The sequence below is a fragment of the Streptomyces sp. NPDC027663 genome (assembly GCF_055566415.1).
On sequence record NZ_JBVHSK010000016.1, the window covers coordinates 35887 to 52080 of the forward strand.

The window sequence follows — 16194 nt, forward strand, 5'->3', positions numbered from 1 at the left end:
ACCACACGAGTCATCGAGTCGAGCCCCGGCCAAGGGGCCCGTCTGCGTTGATCCATATGGAAGGTCGGTATCGCCATAGTGCACGAGCCTGAGTCGTCTTGTCAGGTCGACCACGACCAGGTCAGTACCCCCTCTGGGGGGATTGCCGCAGGTTGCGGTGTCCCCCCTGGCGGAAATGTGACGTACATCACACCCCTTCACTGTCACACGGATGTCGCCGGTTCGGCGGCCCGCCTGACCTGGGGGGTGTCTCTGTGAGCGCGTTCGCGGCGGAGGCCGCGATGCTGCCGGAGTCCCTCTACGGCGCCGCGGTCGACGCTCCGGTCCTTCCCGGGCAGCGGAACGCGCTGCGATCGGTGCCGGCCTCCGGGCAGCCGGTCGAGGGCGGCATGGAGGACCCGCTGCGCCTCGGTCGGAAGATGCGGCTGCGGCTGCTCGCCGCGGTCCAGGGGCTGCTGTCGGATCCGTCGATCGCCGGGCTGAAGGACGCGCCGAAGTTGGCGGCGGTGGTGCTGTACGCGAAGTCGCGGGCGCCGCAGGGCGAGAAGGACGACCTCCAGACCTCCATCTGGGGCTCGGAGCTCGGTCGGTGGATGGGCGTGAAGGAGTCGACCGTTCACCACAAGGTGCTGCCTGTGCTGCGCGGCTCGGGCGCGCTGCGGACCCGGGTGGTGACGGACGCGAAGGGGCACCCGACCGGGCTGGACTGCCTGGTCATGCCGCTGTGGAACGCCCACCACGGCGGGGGAGCGGGGCACCCGCTGGCGCTGTCCAAGGCGGAGCTGGCGACGCTGCTGCGCCTCATCGAGGCGCTGTTCGGGCACGGCTGGACGCCGGAGAACCGGGAGGCGACGCCGCCGGGGCTGCTGGCTGGCCGCACGGGCAAGGGGGCCGCGACGGACCGGCTCGGGCTGCTGCTGATGGTGCTGAACACGCGGGCGTCGGGCTGGCTGCAGCTGTGCGGCGGCTCGGTCAAGAAGAAGGAGGGGCGCGGGGCGGCGACGCTGGCGCGGCTGCTGGGCTGCTCGCCGTCCGGGGCGCGGAAGGTCCTAGCCAGGTTGACGCAGGCCGGTGTGGTGGCCCGGCAGCGCAAGTCCACGACGACGCGGATGAACGGCCGGGGCAAGGTCATGCTGCTGCCTGTGGCTCGTGCGTACGGCCGCACCTTGGCCTCTGTGGAGGCTGTTCAGGGGTCCGATCCTGAGTTTTCGGCGCGTCCTGATGGTGCGTGCGGAGATCATGCTCCCGCTGATGTGACCGGTGCCCTTGGTACGCCTGGGATCGGTGGTGCTGAGCAGGGGGGCAAGGCCGGGGATCAGGAGCGTCCCGATGGTGCAGAACTCCACGCAGACCACGCTTCTGTGGTTACTCCCGTAGTTCCCCCGCAGCTCTCTTGTGGTTTTTCCGGCGAAGGCGGTGGGACTGAAGGCCGTCGGCCGGAACGCGCGTGCGTGCGCGAGGACCAGGCCGCCGACGGCGAGACGGCCGTTGCCGAGTCGGCGCCGCCGGTGGCCGAGGACGGCCCGCTGCGCGGGGAAAAGCCGGAAGAGTCCCCGGTCGAAGGGCGTGATGGGCAGCGTGCTGCCGGGGCCGTGGCCGGTGGCCGGCCGAAGGCCATGGGGTGGGAAAAGGCACAGCAGCAGCGGAGCGTGGGCCTTCCGGCTGATCTTGGTCTGCGGGTGGCTCTGGGGCCGGTCGCGGGGCTGTGGGCGCGGCTGTCGGGCTGGCAGCAGGGCCAGGTGGAGGCGGCGGCACAGGCGGAGCTGACCCAGCTGGCGGGCATGCTGGAGCGGCCGGAGATGGCGCCGCGGCTGCTGGCCGACCGGTTCACCGACCGGCTGGCGGAGACCGGCGGCGAGGCCTTGGTCTACCGTCCGTTCCCGTGGTTGATGCGGCGTGGCCTGGTGCAGCGTCAGGCGTGCTCAGACCGCCGGTGCGATGACGGGATCCGGCTGGACACGGGTGGTGAGTGCGAGAACTGCGGCAACGTGGTGCACATCCGCCGGGCCCGGCGGGCGAAGATCGCGGCGGAGGTCGACCGGGAGCTGCCCGGCCTGACCGAGGGCGAGCGCCGCCGGGTCCTCGAGGAGCGGCTGCGGGAGCAGGCGGCCATCGAGGCGGAGGACTTCGTGTGGCGGCGGGAGCAGGCCCGCGCGGAGCAGGCCCGCCGTGATGCGGCCCGTGCGGCTGCCCAGGAGCGGGCGGAGCGCGAGCGCCAGGCCGCGGCCGCCGCAGACGCGGTGCGCCAGGCGCTGCCGTGCGAGGACTGCGGGCTTCAGCGGTCGGCCGGCCTGTGCGAGGCGTGCGGTTTTAGGCGCCGGACCGAGGCGGCGATCGTGGAGGCCGGGCTCATCGCCGCGACCTGGTCGGCCGACCTGGACGACCCAGGCGACGTCGCCGCCGTCGCCGCCCACGTCCGGGCCTCACTGGAGGCCGACATCGAGCGGGCGCGGCGTGGGTTCCTGGAGCTCATGGAGCCGGGCGCGCTGGAGGCGGACCCGGTCCTGGCGGCGTCGGCGCTCGCCTTTACCGCGCTTCAGGCCGTGGAGCAGGCCTTGCCGGGGCACCGCAGCAGCGCCCTCGGACGGCTCGGACGGACCGAGGAAGCCGAGGCGGAGGCGCGGCGGGCGTACAAGACCGAGCAGGGGCGCCGCTGGTACAAGCACAATCCTCACGGCGCGGACGCCATTGAGGCCGCGACGAAGGCCGCCGACGCGGCCCGGGAGCGCACCGCGGAGTACCTGCTGGTGACGCGGCTGGAGCAGCTGCGCGAGCGGGCGGCAGCACGGACGGATGCGGCCTCGCCGTGGACGGACCGCTCGCCCGAGCTCGCCGCCCGCCCGCTGGACGGCAACGTCGTCGGGGCAGTGATCGCGTGAGAGCCGAGCTGGAGCGGGGTCATCCTCGCGCGCCAGGCACTGGTCGGGGCCCGGGAGGCACCAAGGAGAGCAGGGCCGCCCAGAAGAAGCCGAAGCAGGCTGCTGCCGGGCGTCTCGGTCCTGTGCTCCCGAAGCTGGGGACTATCCCCGCGGGTGCGGGGAGCAGGGCTGGTCATCGGCCTGACCCTCGCGGGCGGGGGGGGGAGCAGGGCAGCACGGCGCCGAGCGCGGCGACGGCGATGGGACCATTCCCGCGAGCGCGGGGAGCAGTTGGCGCCGCTGAATAGCTGGGCCGCCTGGCCGGGACCATCCCAGCGGGCGCGAGGAGCAGGCGGCCGTCGGGTCAATGGTGAGCGGGGTGGAGGGACCATCCCCGCGGGTGCGGGGAGCAGCAGGGCGTGCACGGACCGTCCGGAGGGCGCCTGGGACCATCCCCGCGGGCGCGGGGAGCAGCAGGGCGTGCACGGACCGTCCGGAGGGCGCCTGGGACCATCCCCGCGGGCGCGGGGAGCAGTGGAGGCGGAGCAGTTCGGTCCAGCAGGCGTAGGGACCATCCCCGCGGGCGCGGGGAGTAGTCCGCACCCGCCGGGTCCTGCCGGCGCCGCGCGGGACCATCCCCGCGCGGGGAGCAGGCACCAGGATTGAACGCCGTCGCCCACATGTGGGGACCATCCCCGCGGGTGCGGGGAGCAGCTGGCCGGTAGCCGGTGGAGCCGGTGGTGTTGGGACCATCCCCGCGGGTGCGGGGAGCAGTGTCCGCCCGCGCTGGCCCGCGCGGTGAAGGAGGGACCATCCCCGCGGGTGCGGGGAGCAGGGGTGTGCCGGACTGGGCGTGCACGTTGTGCCGGGACCATCCCCGCGGGGGCGGGGAGCAGTTGGCCAGCAGGGCGCGCGAGCGGGAGCTGTTGGGACCATCCCCGCGGGTGCGGGGAGCAGTGACGGTCGACCAGGTATCCGTACAGGAGGTCGGGACCATCCCCGCGGGTGCGGGGAGCAGCCGCCCGGGACCTTCCTGCTGCCGACCTCCTCGGGACCATCCCCGCGGGTGCGGGGAGCAGCGGATGCGGCCCTGGTTGCCGAGGGTGTAGCCGGGAACATCCCCGCGGGTGCGGGGAGCAGGGGCCCTACTTGGGCCGGTTGTTGCTCGCCTTGGGAACATCCCCGCGAGTGCGGGGAGCAGACCGAACCCTGCGGCGGGGCCTGCCCGATGGCGGGACCATCCCCGCGGGTGCGGGGAGCAGCGGAGCGACCTGCGAAAACAGGCATCCGCGCAGGGACCATCCCCGCGGGTGCGGGGAGCAGGCCAACGTCCAGGACGCCCCGGAAAGCGTGCAGGGACCATCCCCGCGGGTGCGGGGAGCAGTGCGAGACGCAGTACTTCGTGCACACCCCGATGGGACCATCCCCGCGGGTGCGGGGAGCAGGGCTCCCACTGCGACGCTGGCGCCCACTCCGAGGGACCATCCCCCGCGGGTGCGGGGAGCAGAACCCCACAGGGGCGCCGCAGTGCGACGTGGAGGGACCATCCCCGCGGGTGCGGGGAGCAGATGTGCTTCGGAGTCAGGGGCGATGACGCCGGGGGACCATCCCCGCGGGTGCGGGGAGCAGGGAATCCCAATTCGTGCACCGTATGTGGATCAGGGACCATCCCCGCGGGCGCGGGGAGCACTGCCGGGAAAAGGGGCGCGGAGTGTTGTCTCCGGGACCATTCCCGCGGGCGCGGGGAGCACCGTTACAGCACCCTGGAGCCGAAGATCTTCAAGGGACCATCCCCGCGGGCGCGGGGAGCACCGGAACTGCCTGTACCCGGGCTGCCTTCGCGAGGGACCATCCCCGCGGGCGCGGGGAGCACTCCGGCCTCGAAGCCCTGGTCGCCGACGACAAGGGACCATCCCCGCGGGCGCGGGGAGCACACAACTTCCGCAAGGCGCTGGCGCAGGACCGCGGGACCATCCCCGCGGGCGCGGGGAGCACACTCACTGACCTACATTCTTACCAGCGCCATCGGCTCCCTTTTCACCACTTTCATCGAACCCGACCTACGAGCTAAAGCAAGCTTCGAGGCGGATCGCCGTCAATCGCCGACGCGAACGCTGCGGCAGCCCGGCACCTGTGGGCCAAAGCCCGACGCCTCCCGGGATGGCGGTGGAGTGACCACGCGCACCGGCCCGGACATGCCTAGGGCCCGTCTTCAGAGTGGATCATCTGATGAGAGATCATGTCGTGTGTGGTGCGTCGGCATGAGCTTTCCGATGCAGAGTGGGAGATGCTGTCCCGGCTCCCCCCCGCCTGCTGGTTTTGGGCGGCCCCGGATGGATGACCGGGTGGTGTTGAACGGGATCGGGTGGAAGCTGCGGACCGGGTCGGCCTGGCGAGACGTGCCGGCGTGCTACGGCTCGTGGCAGACGCTGTACACGCGCTTCCGCAGGTGGGCCCTGGACGGGACGTTCGGTCGCATGTTGCAGGCGATCCAGGCGGAGAAGGACGCGGCCGGCGACATCGACTGGCTGGTGTCGATCGACTCCACGATTGTGCGGGCCCACCAACACGCCGCGGGCGGCAAAAGGGGGCTGGTGATTGTGAGGAAGCGGGTGATCACGCCCTCGGCCGATCCCGTGGTGGACTGAGCTCCAAAATCGACCTCGCCTGCGAAGGACGCGGCCGCCCACTCGGATTCGTTCTCACTGGCGGCAACACCAACGACTGCACTCGGTTCGAGCAGGTCATGACCGAGATCCACGTCCCTCGCACCGGTCCCGGGGCCGTCCCCGCACCACGCCGGACCACGTGATCGCCGACAAGGGGTACAGCTCTCGCAAGATCCGCACCTATCTGCGCAGACGCGGCATCCGCCACACGATCCCCGAACGCAGGGACCAAGCCGCCGGCAGCCTACGACGTGGACCCGCCGGCGGCCGACCACCCCGCTTCGATAGGGCCGTCTACCGCCTCCGCAACGTCGTCGAACGCTGCTTCAACCGCCTCAAGCAATGGCGCGGCCTGGCCACCTGCTACGACAAGACCCGCGAGTCCTTCCAGGCCGCCGTCACCATCGCCTCAATCCTGCTCTGGATCTGAACCTTGAAGACGATCTCTAGTCCCGGATCCCCAGGTCTTCCCTCATCAGTGTCCGCATCACTACCAGCCGGGGCTCCGCCTGCTTTACCTCGACGAGTAGGTGCTCTGCACTCTCGCCGTCACACGCGAGGCCGCGGTCAATGCGCTTGGCCGCCGCGTCGATCTCAGCGAGCACCTTGTTGAGTTCTCGCGAGGCCTCCATGATCCGCAAGGGGACGATCATTTGGGCTGCCGCGTAGCGGTCGCGGTACTCCCTGCGGGAATCCTCAAGACGGGTACGGTCCTCCTCGGCATAGACGCCGTCACGGATGCGGTGCAGGGCGTCCTTGAGGAGCGTGTGAAATTGCTCTGAGGCACGGTTCATGGCCGTGTATGCCTCTCGCCGCTCCTCAAAGGACCTTCTGCGGTCGGCGATTTCGGCCTCGGCGGCGCGTTCGCGGGCGTTGAAGCGTTGCGGGAGTACCGAGCCGAGAAGCGCTCCACCGAGGCCCGCCGCCGCAGTGATCGCGGCCGCTATTGCGTCTGACATGCCCGGACCCTATCGCCATCCGCACTGACGCGGCTTTGCACGCACGGGAGTTGGGGGGCGGGGCGGTGCGGGTGGCCTAGAGGGTCTGCCCGGCCCATCCCCGCACTGGCGGGGAGCAGTTGCCGGTGCCGACGAGCGCCATCACCGCCATGGGGCCATCCCCGCGGCCGCGGGGAGCACGTGATGCTGATGCCGGAGATGACGCACACCGCGGGACCATCCCTGCATGCACCGGGAGCACTCGGATCTCCCGATGACCCCACCACAGGGCTTGGGATCATCCCCGCACGCACGGCGAGCAGTCGACCTCGCGGCCGGCCTCGATGAGCTTCTCGAAACCATCCCCCGCATGCGCGGGGAGCAGTATCCGGCAAGCTCGATACCGAGGCCGTCAGAAGGATCATCCCCGCACGCGCGGGGAGTAGGAGACCAGGATGCCGGTCCGGACTCGGAAGGGCCACCCCCGCGGGTGCGGGGAGCAGCTCCACACGTCCGTACCGCGGTCGTCGCCCCGGGGACCATCCCCGCAGGCGCGGGGAGCAGGGCAGGGTCGAGATGACGAAGGCGCCGTCGGCGGGACCATCCCCGCGGGTACCGGGAGCAGGCCAGGACGCGCGAGTCGCCGCCGCCCGCGTCGGGAGCATCCCCGCGGGCGCGGGAAGCAGAGCGCGGGCACCTACGACGTGGACCTGGAGTAGGGACCATCCCCGCAGGCGCGGGGAGCAGTTCGCGAGGTTGGACACGGGCGCGCGGGTGAAGGGACCATCCCCGCGGGTGCGGGGAGCAGGGGCAAGGCGATCGTCTCGCCGGAGGTGACCCGGGACCATCCCCGCGGGTGCGGGGAACAGCGAGCCCGGTGCCTCCTCGGCCTGCTGGAGAGGGGACCATCCCCGCGGGTGCGGGGAGCAGTGCTCACCGGTGCCGCCGGTGTAGAGGTAGAGGGGACCATCCCCGCATGCGCGGGGAGCAGGCGGCTTTCCAGTTCCGTGGCACGAGCGCGGAGGGACCATCCCCGCATGCGCGGGGAGCAGCTGCCCAGCCAAGGCCGCGGCATCCCGGCCTTGGGACCATCCCCGCATGCGCGGGGAGCAGTGCGCCATCTGGGGACGACAGACGCTCGTCTTGGGACCATCCCCGCATGCGCGGGGAGCAGTCGGCGGCCTGCCGCATCCCGCGCGTGTACTGGGGACCATCCCCACATGCGCGGGGAGCAGCTGAACGGCGCGATCATGGACGCGAACTCCATGGGACCATCCCGCATGCGCGGGGAGCAGCTGAACGGCGCGATCATGGACGCGAACTCCATGGGACCATCCCGCATGCGCGGGGAGCAGCGGGTCCGAGTCAACTCCCCGGGCGGGTCAGTGGGACCATCCCCGCATGCGCGGGGAGCAGCTCGTCCATGTGTTTCCGGGCGCGCTCCGACAGGGACCATCCCCGCATGCGCGGGGAGCAGTACTCGACAAGGCGGTCACTGCCGCCGGTGCCGGGACCATCCCCGCATGCGCGGGGAGCAGACCCGGCCGGAGCAGGAGTTGGTTCCCGACTCGGGACCATCCCCGCATGCGCGGGGAGCAGTCCCGAAGCCGTATGAACAGCTGATGCTGATCGGGACCATCCCCGCATGCGCGGGGAGCAGGGCTTGCCGGGCTTGTGCGGCACCGGGAAGTCGGGACCATCCCCGCATGCGCGGGGAGCAGGACCGCACGAGCAACTTCCGGCTGCGGCTGCTGGGACCATCCCCGCATGCGCGGGGAGCAGGGCGCGATGACCGAGTAGAACAGGTCGATCATGGGACCATCCCCGCATGCGCGGGGAGCAGGCTGACGGTCAGATCGACGTGTACGGCTCGGGGGGACCATCCCCGCATGCGCGGGGAGCAGAGCGGTACGGCGTCGAGCGGCGCCGTCAGAAGGGGACCATCCCCGCATGCGCGGGGAGCAGGGCTCAGCAGGTAGCAACGAACGGCCCCGTGCGGGACCATCCCCGCATGCGCGGGGAGCAGCGGGTCACGGTCGCACCGGTCAAGGGAGCGGAGGGACCATCCCCGCATGCGCGGGGAGCAGTCCTCGGCCTGGACGATGTCCTCCCTGTCGGCGGGACCATCCCCGCATGCGCGGGGAGCAGCTCTTCGAGATGGAGATCGACAAGGTCAAGGTGGGACCATCCCCGCATGCGCGGGGAGCAGTCGGTCAGCAGGTGCACCGTCCCCGTGGGGGTGGGACCATCCCCGCATGCGCGGGGAGCAGGTGACGACTGGATCGTTTGCGATGAGCGGGGCGGGACCATCCCCGCATGCGCGGGGAGCAGGCCGTGATGACCCTGTGGAAGCACTGCGCCTGGGGACCATCCCCGCATGCGCGGGGAGCAGGGCGATGGCCGCCGGCATCGACAAGACCAAGGGACCATCCCCGCATGCGCGGGGAGCAGCCGGATCCGAGTGAACGACCTCCCCAAAGACAGGGACCATCCCCGCATGCGCGGGGAGCAGCCGGTCCGGCTCTTGCTGGCCGGGGTCGTTTCGGGACCATCCCCGCATGCGCGGGGAGCAGAACTATTCCCAGAACAACCCTGAGGGCGACCAGGGACCATCCCCGCATGCGCGGGGAGCAGACCTCACCGCCGTGGTACCACAGGACGTTGGAGGGACCATCCCCGCATGCGCGGGGAGCAGGTGTCGATGGCGTTGGCGGTGCTGGGTTCGTCGGGACCATCCCCGCATGCGCGGGGAGCAGGACGTCGCGGCGATGTGCCGCCAGTACTGGGAGGGACCATCCCCGCATGCGCGGGGAGCAGCGTCAGGGTGTGGCTCAGCCCCAGGCGGTGTCGGGACCATCCCCGCATGCGCGGGGAGCAGTGGAAGGGTCCGAAATGACCCTTCTTGTACGTGGGACCATCCCCGCATGCGCGGGGAGCAGTGTTGCCTCGGGTAACTGATGCACGCGCATCGGGGACCATCCCCGCATGCGCGGGGAGCAGACTCACTGACCTGCGTTCTTACCACGCCATCACATCCTCTTGCGCGACTTTCATCGAATCCGACATTTAGGCTAAAGCGGGCTTTCGATGCCAGGGGTAGTGGGTGTGGACACGGGAAGAGCACAGCACGTACCCACACCCGCACGGTGCAGGGAGCAACTCCCGGCCCAGTCACCGCCGGTCGCGGCGGGACCATCCCCGCGGGCACGGGGAACAGACGATTCGCGTCAGCCCTTCCTCCGCAAGCTTGGGACCATCCCCGCGGGCGCGGGGAGCAGAGCCGGCCGACCCGGTACGAGGTGATCAGCCCGGGACCATCCCCGCCGGTGCGGGGAGCACGGCTGCTCGTCGCCACGCTCTACGACCTTGCCGGGACCATCCCCGCGGGCGCGGGGAGCACCGCTGCCGTGCTGCTGGCTGCGATGGGCTCGGGGGACCATCCCCGCACGCGCGGGGAGCACTCGGGTCGGTCCAGCTATATGGAGAGCAGGTCGGGACCACCCCCGCATGGCGCGGGGAGCAGGTGATGGTGAACGCCTCACCGGCGGTGGACGGGGGGCCACCCCCGCGGGTGCGGGGAGCAGAAGTGGGCCAAGCTCGCCTCGTCGTACAGGTCGGGACCATCCCCGCGGGTGCGGGGAGCAGATGGACAGCGCGGCCTACGTGCTGGATTACGCGGGACCATCCCCGCGCGGACGCGGGGAGCAGGCGTCCAAGACGCGCTCCGGACGGCCGGTCTTGGGACCATCCCCGCCGGCGCGGGGAGCAGGTCTGGTCGTCGGCCTGCAGCGCGTCGTCGTAGGGACCATCCCCGCGGGTGCGGGGAGCAGATAGGGCCGGCGCCAGTGCCGTCCTTCGCGTGGGGACCATCCCCGCGGGCGCGGGGAGCAGCTCAGCAGAGCCGAGCCGTCGGAGAACGGAAGGGGACCATCCCTGCGGGCGCGGGGAGCAGCTTTGAGGTATCAACTGCCTGTGTGTGCGGTTGTGGACCATCTCCGCGGGCGCGGGGAGCAGTGGAGCTCGGCCTTCATCGCCCTGCCCCTGACGGGACCATCCCCGCGGGTGCGGGGAGCACACGCGCTGTCCGGCCCGGCACATGGCCTGGTTGACAGCGCGGCCTACGTGCTGGATTACGCGGGACCATCCCCGCGCGGACGCGGGGAGCAGCGGCAGTGGGACACCGTGGCCGCCGAGCGGGAGGGACCATCCCCGCGGGCGCGGGGAGCAGATGGGGCTGGGTGCTCGCATCGCGTAGCCATCGGGACCATCCCCGCATGCGCGGGGAGCAGGTTGGATCGGACGGCCGGGTTCTCGTCGGCGAGGGACCATCCCCGCGGGCGCGGGGAGCAGGGTGGTCTCTGAGACGCGGTAGGTGGAGCAGAGGGACCATCCCCGCGGGCGCGGGGAGCAGAACACCGGCCGCCTCGAGCTGGACGCCGTCTGGGGACGCGGGCGCGGGGAGCAGCGCGGGTCCGAGGGCGCCTTGAGTCGCAGGATGGGACCATCCCCGCGGGCGCGGGGAGCAGTCGGCGGTGCCCTTGCCGTCGAAGATGCGGACGGGACCATCCCCGCGGGCGCGGGGAGCAGTATCGGCACTAGCCAAGTCGGGTTTGCTGTGAGGGACCATCCCCGCGGGCGCGGGGAGCAGTGCTGCGAACACCGGGCTCGTTCAGCCGGCGAGGGACCATCCCCGCATGCGCGGGGAGCAGTACAGCCTCTCCCCAGACCCGTACGTCATCGTGGGACCATCCCCGCATGCGCGGGGAGCAGTCCGCCGGCACCTACGACGTGGACCTGGAGTGGGGACCATCCCCGCATGCGCGGGGAGCAGCTTTCGGCGATGGTCCAGGTGATGGCCGGCAGGGGACCATCCCCGCGGGCGCGGCGAGCAGCGTGCCTTGCGGATGGCTTTCATTGCGTCTCCGGGACCATCCCCGCGGGCGCGGGGAGCAGAGCGGGGCGTGCTTCGGTGCCGTGGACCTGGCGGGACCATCCCCGCGGGCGCGGGGAGCAGAACGTCAGGCCGCTCGACAGCGGAACGCCGTGGGGACCATCCCCGCGGGCGCGGGGAGCAGCTTTCGCCACTTCTCGGTGGCAGCCAGCGACTCGGGACCATCCCCGCGGGCGCGGGGAGCAGCTCAGCAGAGCCGAGCCGTCGGAGAACGGAAGGGGACTATCCCCGCGGGCGCGGGGAGCAGGGTGCGGCGCCGGAACAGGATCTCCGAGTGGGGGGACCATCCCCGCGGGTGCGGGGAGCAGTCGGGGAAGGCAGGAAGGCCATACCCGTAGGTGGGACCATCCCCGCGGGCGCGGGGAGCAGTCAGGACTCGAAGCGGTCATCGCAGACGACAAGGGACCATCCCCGCATGCGCGGGGAGCAGGGCAGCGAGGCCGCGGTCACGAAGTCGCCCTCGGGACCATCCCCGCATGCGCGGGGAGCAGCGGGCGTTGCAGCGGTCGGCCAGCGCGCGGGTGGGACCATCCCCGCATGCGCGGGGAGCAGGCGAGCGCGGCCGGGGTCTTCAGCTCGATCTCGGGACCATCCCCGCATGCGCGGGGAGCAGGGATGGCCGGCCTGCCAGTTGCTGTCCCACTTGGGACCATCCCCGCATGCGCGGGGAGCAGCCGTGCGGTCGCCCGCTCGGCCTCCGCGGCACGGGACCATCCCCGCATGCGCGGGGAGCAGTCCGGCAGCAGCCGGCCGATGACTTCGCGGTGGGGACCATCCCCGCATGCGCGGGGAGAAGACTCACTGACCTGCGTTCTTACCACGCCATCACATCCTCTTGCGCGACTTTCATCGAATCCGACATTTAGGCTAAAGCGGGCTTTCAATGCCAGGGGTAGTGGGTGTGGACACGGGAAGAGCACAGCACGTACCCACACCCGCACGGTGCAGGGAGCAACTCCCGGCCCAGTCACCGCCGGTCGCGGCGGGACCATCCCCGCGGGCACGGGGAACAGACGATTCGCGTCAGCCCTTCCTCCGCAAGCTTGGGACCATCCCCGCGGGCGCGGGGAGCAGCGGGGGCGTCGCGCATGGCGCCCTCCTCCTCACTGGGGACCATCCCCGCGGGCGCGGGGAGCCGGGCGATTGCGGGATCGACGGCGAAATGGTTCTCGATGGGACCATCCCCGTTGGGTGCGGGGAGCAGACGTGGCCTTCCACGTGGACCTGGACGGTGGGATCATCCCCGCGGGTGCGGAAGCAGTGCTCGATCAACGGCCGGGCCTGGTCCCGGGAGGGACCATTCCCGCCGGCGCGGGGAGCAGACCGTCGGCCGGTCCACCGTCCGCACGCTGGCGGGACCATCCCGCGGGCGCGGGGAGCAGGTCGGCCGAGATCAGCTTGAATCCGAGCCTCGGGGACCATCCCCGCGGGCGCGGGGAGCAGCCGGCCCCGGCCGAGACCGAGCCGTACCAGATGGGACCATTCCCGCACGCGCGGGGAGCACATGGCGGTCTTGGGAGCGCCGGTGTCGTCACGGGGACCATTCCCGCAGGCGCGGGAAGCAGTTAAACACCTCGTGCACGGCCCGGAACGTGGGGCCATCCCCGCGTGCGCTGAGAGACGACGGACCGGTCTTTGGAAGCCCAGCCGGTCTGCGGGCCATCCCCACATACGCGGGGAGCTCTTGGTCCGGCATGGCGGTCGTTTCGACCACCGGATCATCCCCGAGTACCGAGGAGTGTCGCGGGAGATGGCTTCTGCGGTGACGGAGAGTGCATTCCGCGCTCTAACTAGCGTGAGGGCGGGGCGACATGATCATAGGCGTTCCAGTCCGGTGGTGTGGTCATAACGGAGCATACCGACGGGGCCGCTCAGACACGTGCCAGCCGGAGAGAGCAGGATGACTGGTTTGTTTCTCAGGGCGGGCTGTGGGTGGTGGGGCCAGTCTGCGATCGGTTGCAGGCTGTCTCGGCCGTCCCACCAGCGCGCGGGGAGCGCGAGTGTGTTGGCGAGTATGTCTTTTTGCTGGCGCCGGTAGGCGGTTACGTTGCGGCTCGGGGAGCGCTGGCTAAGGTCGGCTCTTTGCAGGCCTTCGTGGTCGTAGGTGATCGTGCCGTTTGGCTGCTGGTACAGGATCAGGCAGTCGACGGACTCTTCCCCGAGGCGGGAGACGGCTGCGATACCAGTGACGCCGCCGTTGTCGCCGTCGCCCTGGTTGTTGCCGGAGGCGAGGTCGTAGGTGGCTACGGGGGTACGGCGTCGGCGGGTGAAGGGTCGGAATAGTCGGGCTTCGGCCTGGAGCGCCTCGTCGGCGAGGGCGTCGAGGTGGGCAGTGCGGGTGCGGTCGAGGAGGGCTTGTATCGGCCCCGCGCCCTGGATCGCTTCACCGTAGACGCTCTCCAATGCCCAGGCAGAATCACATGGAGTCTCGAGCCGCACTATCCCGTCGGGGTCGCGGTGCTGTGTGAGCGTGTGCCAACTGGCTGCCAGGACGTAGGGGGCGTAGACCAGGCCGTCGTAGGTGCCGATGGGCCGTCCAGCCGTGAAGTCCGGCGGTTCCACGATCGGCAGGCCGTCTGTGCCGGGCTGCCAGAGCATGGTGAGCCGGGGCGTGCGGCACCAAGAGGATCGGTACGGATCATTGGCGGCGTGCCGGTGGATGCGGCCGCGGAACTGGACGGCCACGTCGATGGGGCACAGGTCTGTCACGCCGTGATCGAAGTCCAGGTCCAGGGACTGTTCGATCACTCCTGTCGCGAATACCAGAAGGCGGCCGGGCCGGTTGGGGTTGCGTCGTCCTTTTGGGCCGGGCCCAAGGATGCCGGCGAGTCGTGTTTCCAGGTGCAGGCGGTGTCGCGGGAGCAGCATGCCGTGGAGGATGAGTATCTCGTCGGGCCGCCAGCCGTATGTGCTCGCGAGCTGGAGTGCTTTGCGGTAGCGGGAGCGGCATGGGTCGACTCGGGTGCTGCGGACGACGACGCATCCGCCGTTGCGGGCCCGGTCGAGGAGGTGGGCGACCAGGTCCGTGTCGCCGGGATCTTCGTTCAGTTGGATGTCGGTCAGGAGTTTGGGGGTGTGCGGATCGTGGGGTAGAGGGCCGCCGCGGCTGATCCGGCCCTTGTGGTCGACGACCATGATCGGTCCTTGGGTTCCGTCGTCGTGGCCGGTCGTTCCGAGGCCGCGCCGCCAGGCGGTGGTCAGCTCGTTGCGGATGCTGCGGGGGAGGGTCGCCGACAGCACGACCAGGGAGGCGCCGCCCTCTGCCAGCCATTCGACTGCGGCGCTCAAGAGGTTCTGCTGGAAGAGTTCGTAGGCGTGTGCTTCGTCGATGATGACGACTTTGCACATGAGGGCTCCCAGGCGCAGGGCCCAGTGTCGTGATCCTTGTGGGGCGAGGGCGATCTGGTCGACGGTGCCGACTCCGAAGCCGGCGACCAGTGCGAGGCAGCGTCGCAGGTACCACGGGTCCAGGACGGCCTGGCCGCTGTCGGTGCAGGTGAGGGTTTCTATGGTGCTGGACAGGTCGGTCAGTGGGTCACCGTGTGCCTGGTGTGCGTCGATCAGTTGGTGCACGAGGTCGGTTGCCTGGGCTGTGCCGTGTACGAGGGCCATGTCCCGTACCTCGCCGGGAGCCAGCACGGCGTGCAGGAATTTGCGGAGTTCTTTGGCGACCTGGTTGCCGGCTGCTCGGGTGGGCAGGGCCATGTACAGGCCGCTGTAGCCGCAGGTGCGTGCCAGGTGGTGGGCCATCCAGAGGGCGAGTCTCGTCTTGCCGGAGCCGGTGTCCGATTCCACGACGATCATGGCCTGTCCTTCGGCGGGTGCGAGGTGCATGCCGTCGGCCTGGAAGGCGCGGGGAGAAGGGGTGTCGGGCCACATCTCTTCCCAGGTGACGGGTCGCGCCTGCCATCTGGTGAGGCGCCGGGCGTGAACGGCTTGGTCGGCCTCCCGTAGGGCGGCCTGCCACCAGTGGGTGACAGGGGTGGTGTGGACGCGGAAGTGGAAGAATTCCGTGTCGGAGGCGACCCAGTCCGCCAGGTACATCAGGTACAGAAACGCAACTCGGGCCGATGGCCGGACCGGGTTGACTGCCCTCGCCACGATGTCGAGGTCGAGTCCGACGGTCTCGGCCACTGTTTGCACGATGGCCGCGTGGACATCCCCCCATTGTCTGACGGACGCGGCTCCGCGGGCCCGGTCGACGGTTTCCGGGTTGGGGATGTGGCCGTGGTGGCCGCCGAGGAGCGCCCCGGCATCGTGCAGTCCTTCGTGGCGTGCGCCGCTGCCGCCACATTCTGTGCAGGCGCAGCCCAGCAGCCGGGGGAGTGCTGCGGCGGTGATGTGCTCGTGCCGGGCGTAGTAGGCGTGGTCAAGGTCGTCGCCGAGGGGGAGCCCAGCGGCGCGGGCCTGCTCCTCCCAGACCTTCGCGTGCGCCTTCAGCTGGGATTTTCCGCGGCCGTGCCGCCACTGTCCGAGGAAGCAGTCTGAAGCCTTGCCGAGGTCGTGGAGGGCTGCGAGCAGCATCACCACCTGCCGGGCCGTCGTCTCGTTCCCGGCGCCGAACGCTTCGGTGAGCCGCTGGCGGATGTGCGGAGGGAGGTGCCGGCCCCACAGGACGCCCGCGGTGGCGGCGACGTCCAGGAGGTGAGCGAGCAGCGGGGTCCAGGCTGGGCCTCCGCGCCGGGTGCTGTCGCCGTTCTGGTCGGTCTTCCCCCATGCCAGTACCACGGACTGGAGCAACTGTTCAAAACGGTGCACCCTCAACTCCTCGCGCTGCT

Annotated in this window: 3 protein-coding genes, 1 pseudogene and 5 CRISPR repeat arrays; of the genes and pseudogenes, 2 read left to right on the top strand and 2 right to left on the bottom strand. The window is 70.8% G+C overall.

Annotated elements, in window-relative coordinates; translation table 11 throughout:
• Window positions 1-419 precede the first annotated feature (419 nt).
• Together ACZ4SF_RS31390 and ACZ4SF_RS31395 are read left to right on the top strand one after the other, a co-directional pair.
• A complete protein-coding gene (locus tag ACZ4SF_RS31390; RefSeq protein WP_468391107.1) occupies window positions 420-2879 on the top strand; it encodes a hypothetical protein in 2460 nt (819 codons plus the stop codon).
• 241 nt (window positions 2880-3120) lie between these two features.
• A CRISPR array of direct repeats spans window positions 3121-3455; the repeat unit is 29 nt; unit sequence GGGACCATCCCCGCGGGTGCGGGGAGCAG.
• Between the two features lie 88 nt (window positions 3456-3543).
• Window positions 3544-4853: a CRISPR direct-repeat array (repeat unit 29 nt; unit sequence GGGACCATCCCCGCGGGTGCGGGGAGCAG).
• A 256-nt stretch (window positions 4854-5109) separates the two neighbouring features.
• Window positions 5110-5957: pseudogene (locus ACZ4SF_RS31395) on the top strand (IS5 family transposase).
• Window positions 5958-5973: 16 nt separating this feature from the next.
• Here the strand turns inward: ACZ4SF_RS31395 and ACZ4SF_RS31400 are convergent.
• Together ACZ4SF_RS31400 and cas3 are read right to left on the bottom strand one after the other, a co-directional pair.
• Window positions 5974-6486 carry a hypothetical protein gene (locus ACZ4SF_RS31400; RefSeq protein ID WP_468391110.1) on the bottom strand — a complete coding sequence of 171 codons (513 nt, stop codon included), beginning with the start codon at window positions 6484-6486 and terminating at the stop codon, window positions 5974-5976.
• 1366 nt (window positions 6487-7852) lie between these two features.
• Window positions 7853-9466: direct repeats of the CRISPR family, unit length 29 nt; unit sequence GGGACCATCCCCGCATGCGCGGGGAGCAG.
• A 739-nt stretch (window positions 9467-10205) separates the two neighbouring features.
• Window positions 10206-10541: a CRISPR direct-repeat array (repeat unit 29 nt).
• A 421-nt stretch (window positions 10542-10962) separates the two neighbouring features.
• A CRISPR array of direct repeats spans window positions 10963-12213; the repeat unit is 29 nt; unit sequence GGGACCATCCCCGCATGCGCGGGGAGCAG.
• Between the two features lie 1018 nt (window positions 12214-13231).
• Window positions 13232-16174, bottom strand: a complete 2943-nt coding sequence (cas3, locus tag ACZ4SF_RS31405; protein WP_468391113.1) for a CRISPR-associated helicase Cas3' — start codon at window positions 16172-16174, stop codon at window positions 13232-13234.
• Window positions 16175-16194 lie beyond the last annotated feature (20 nt).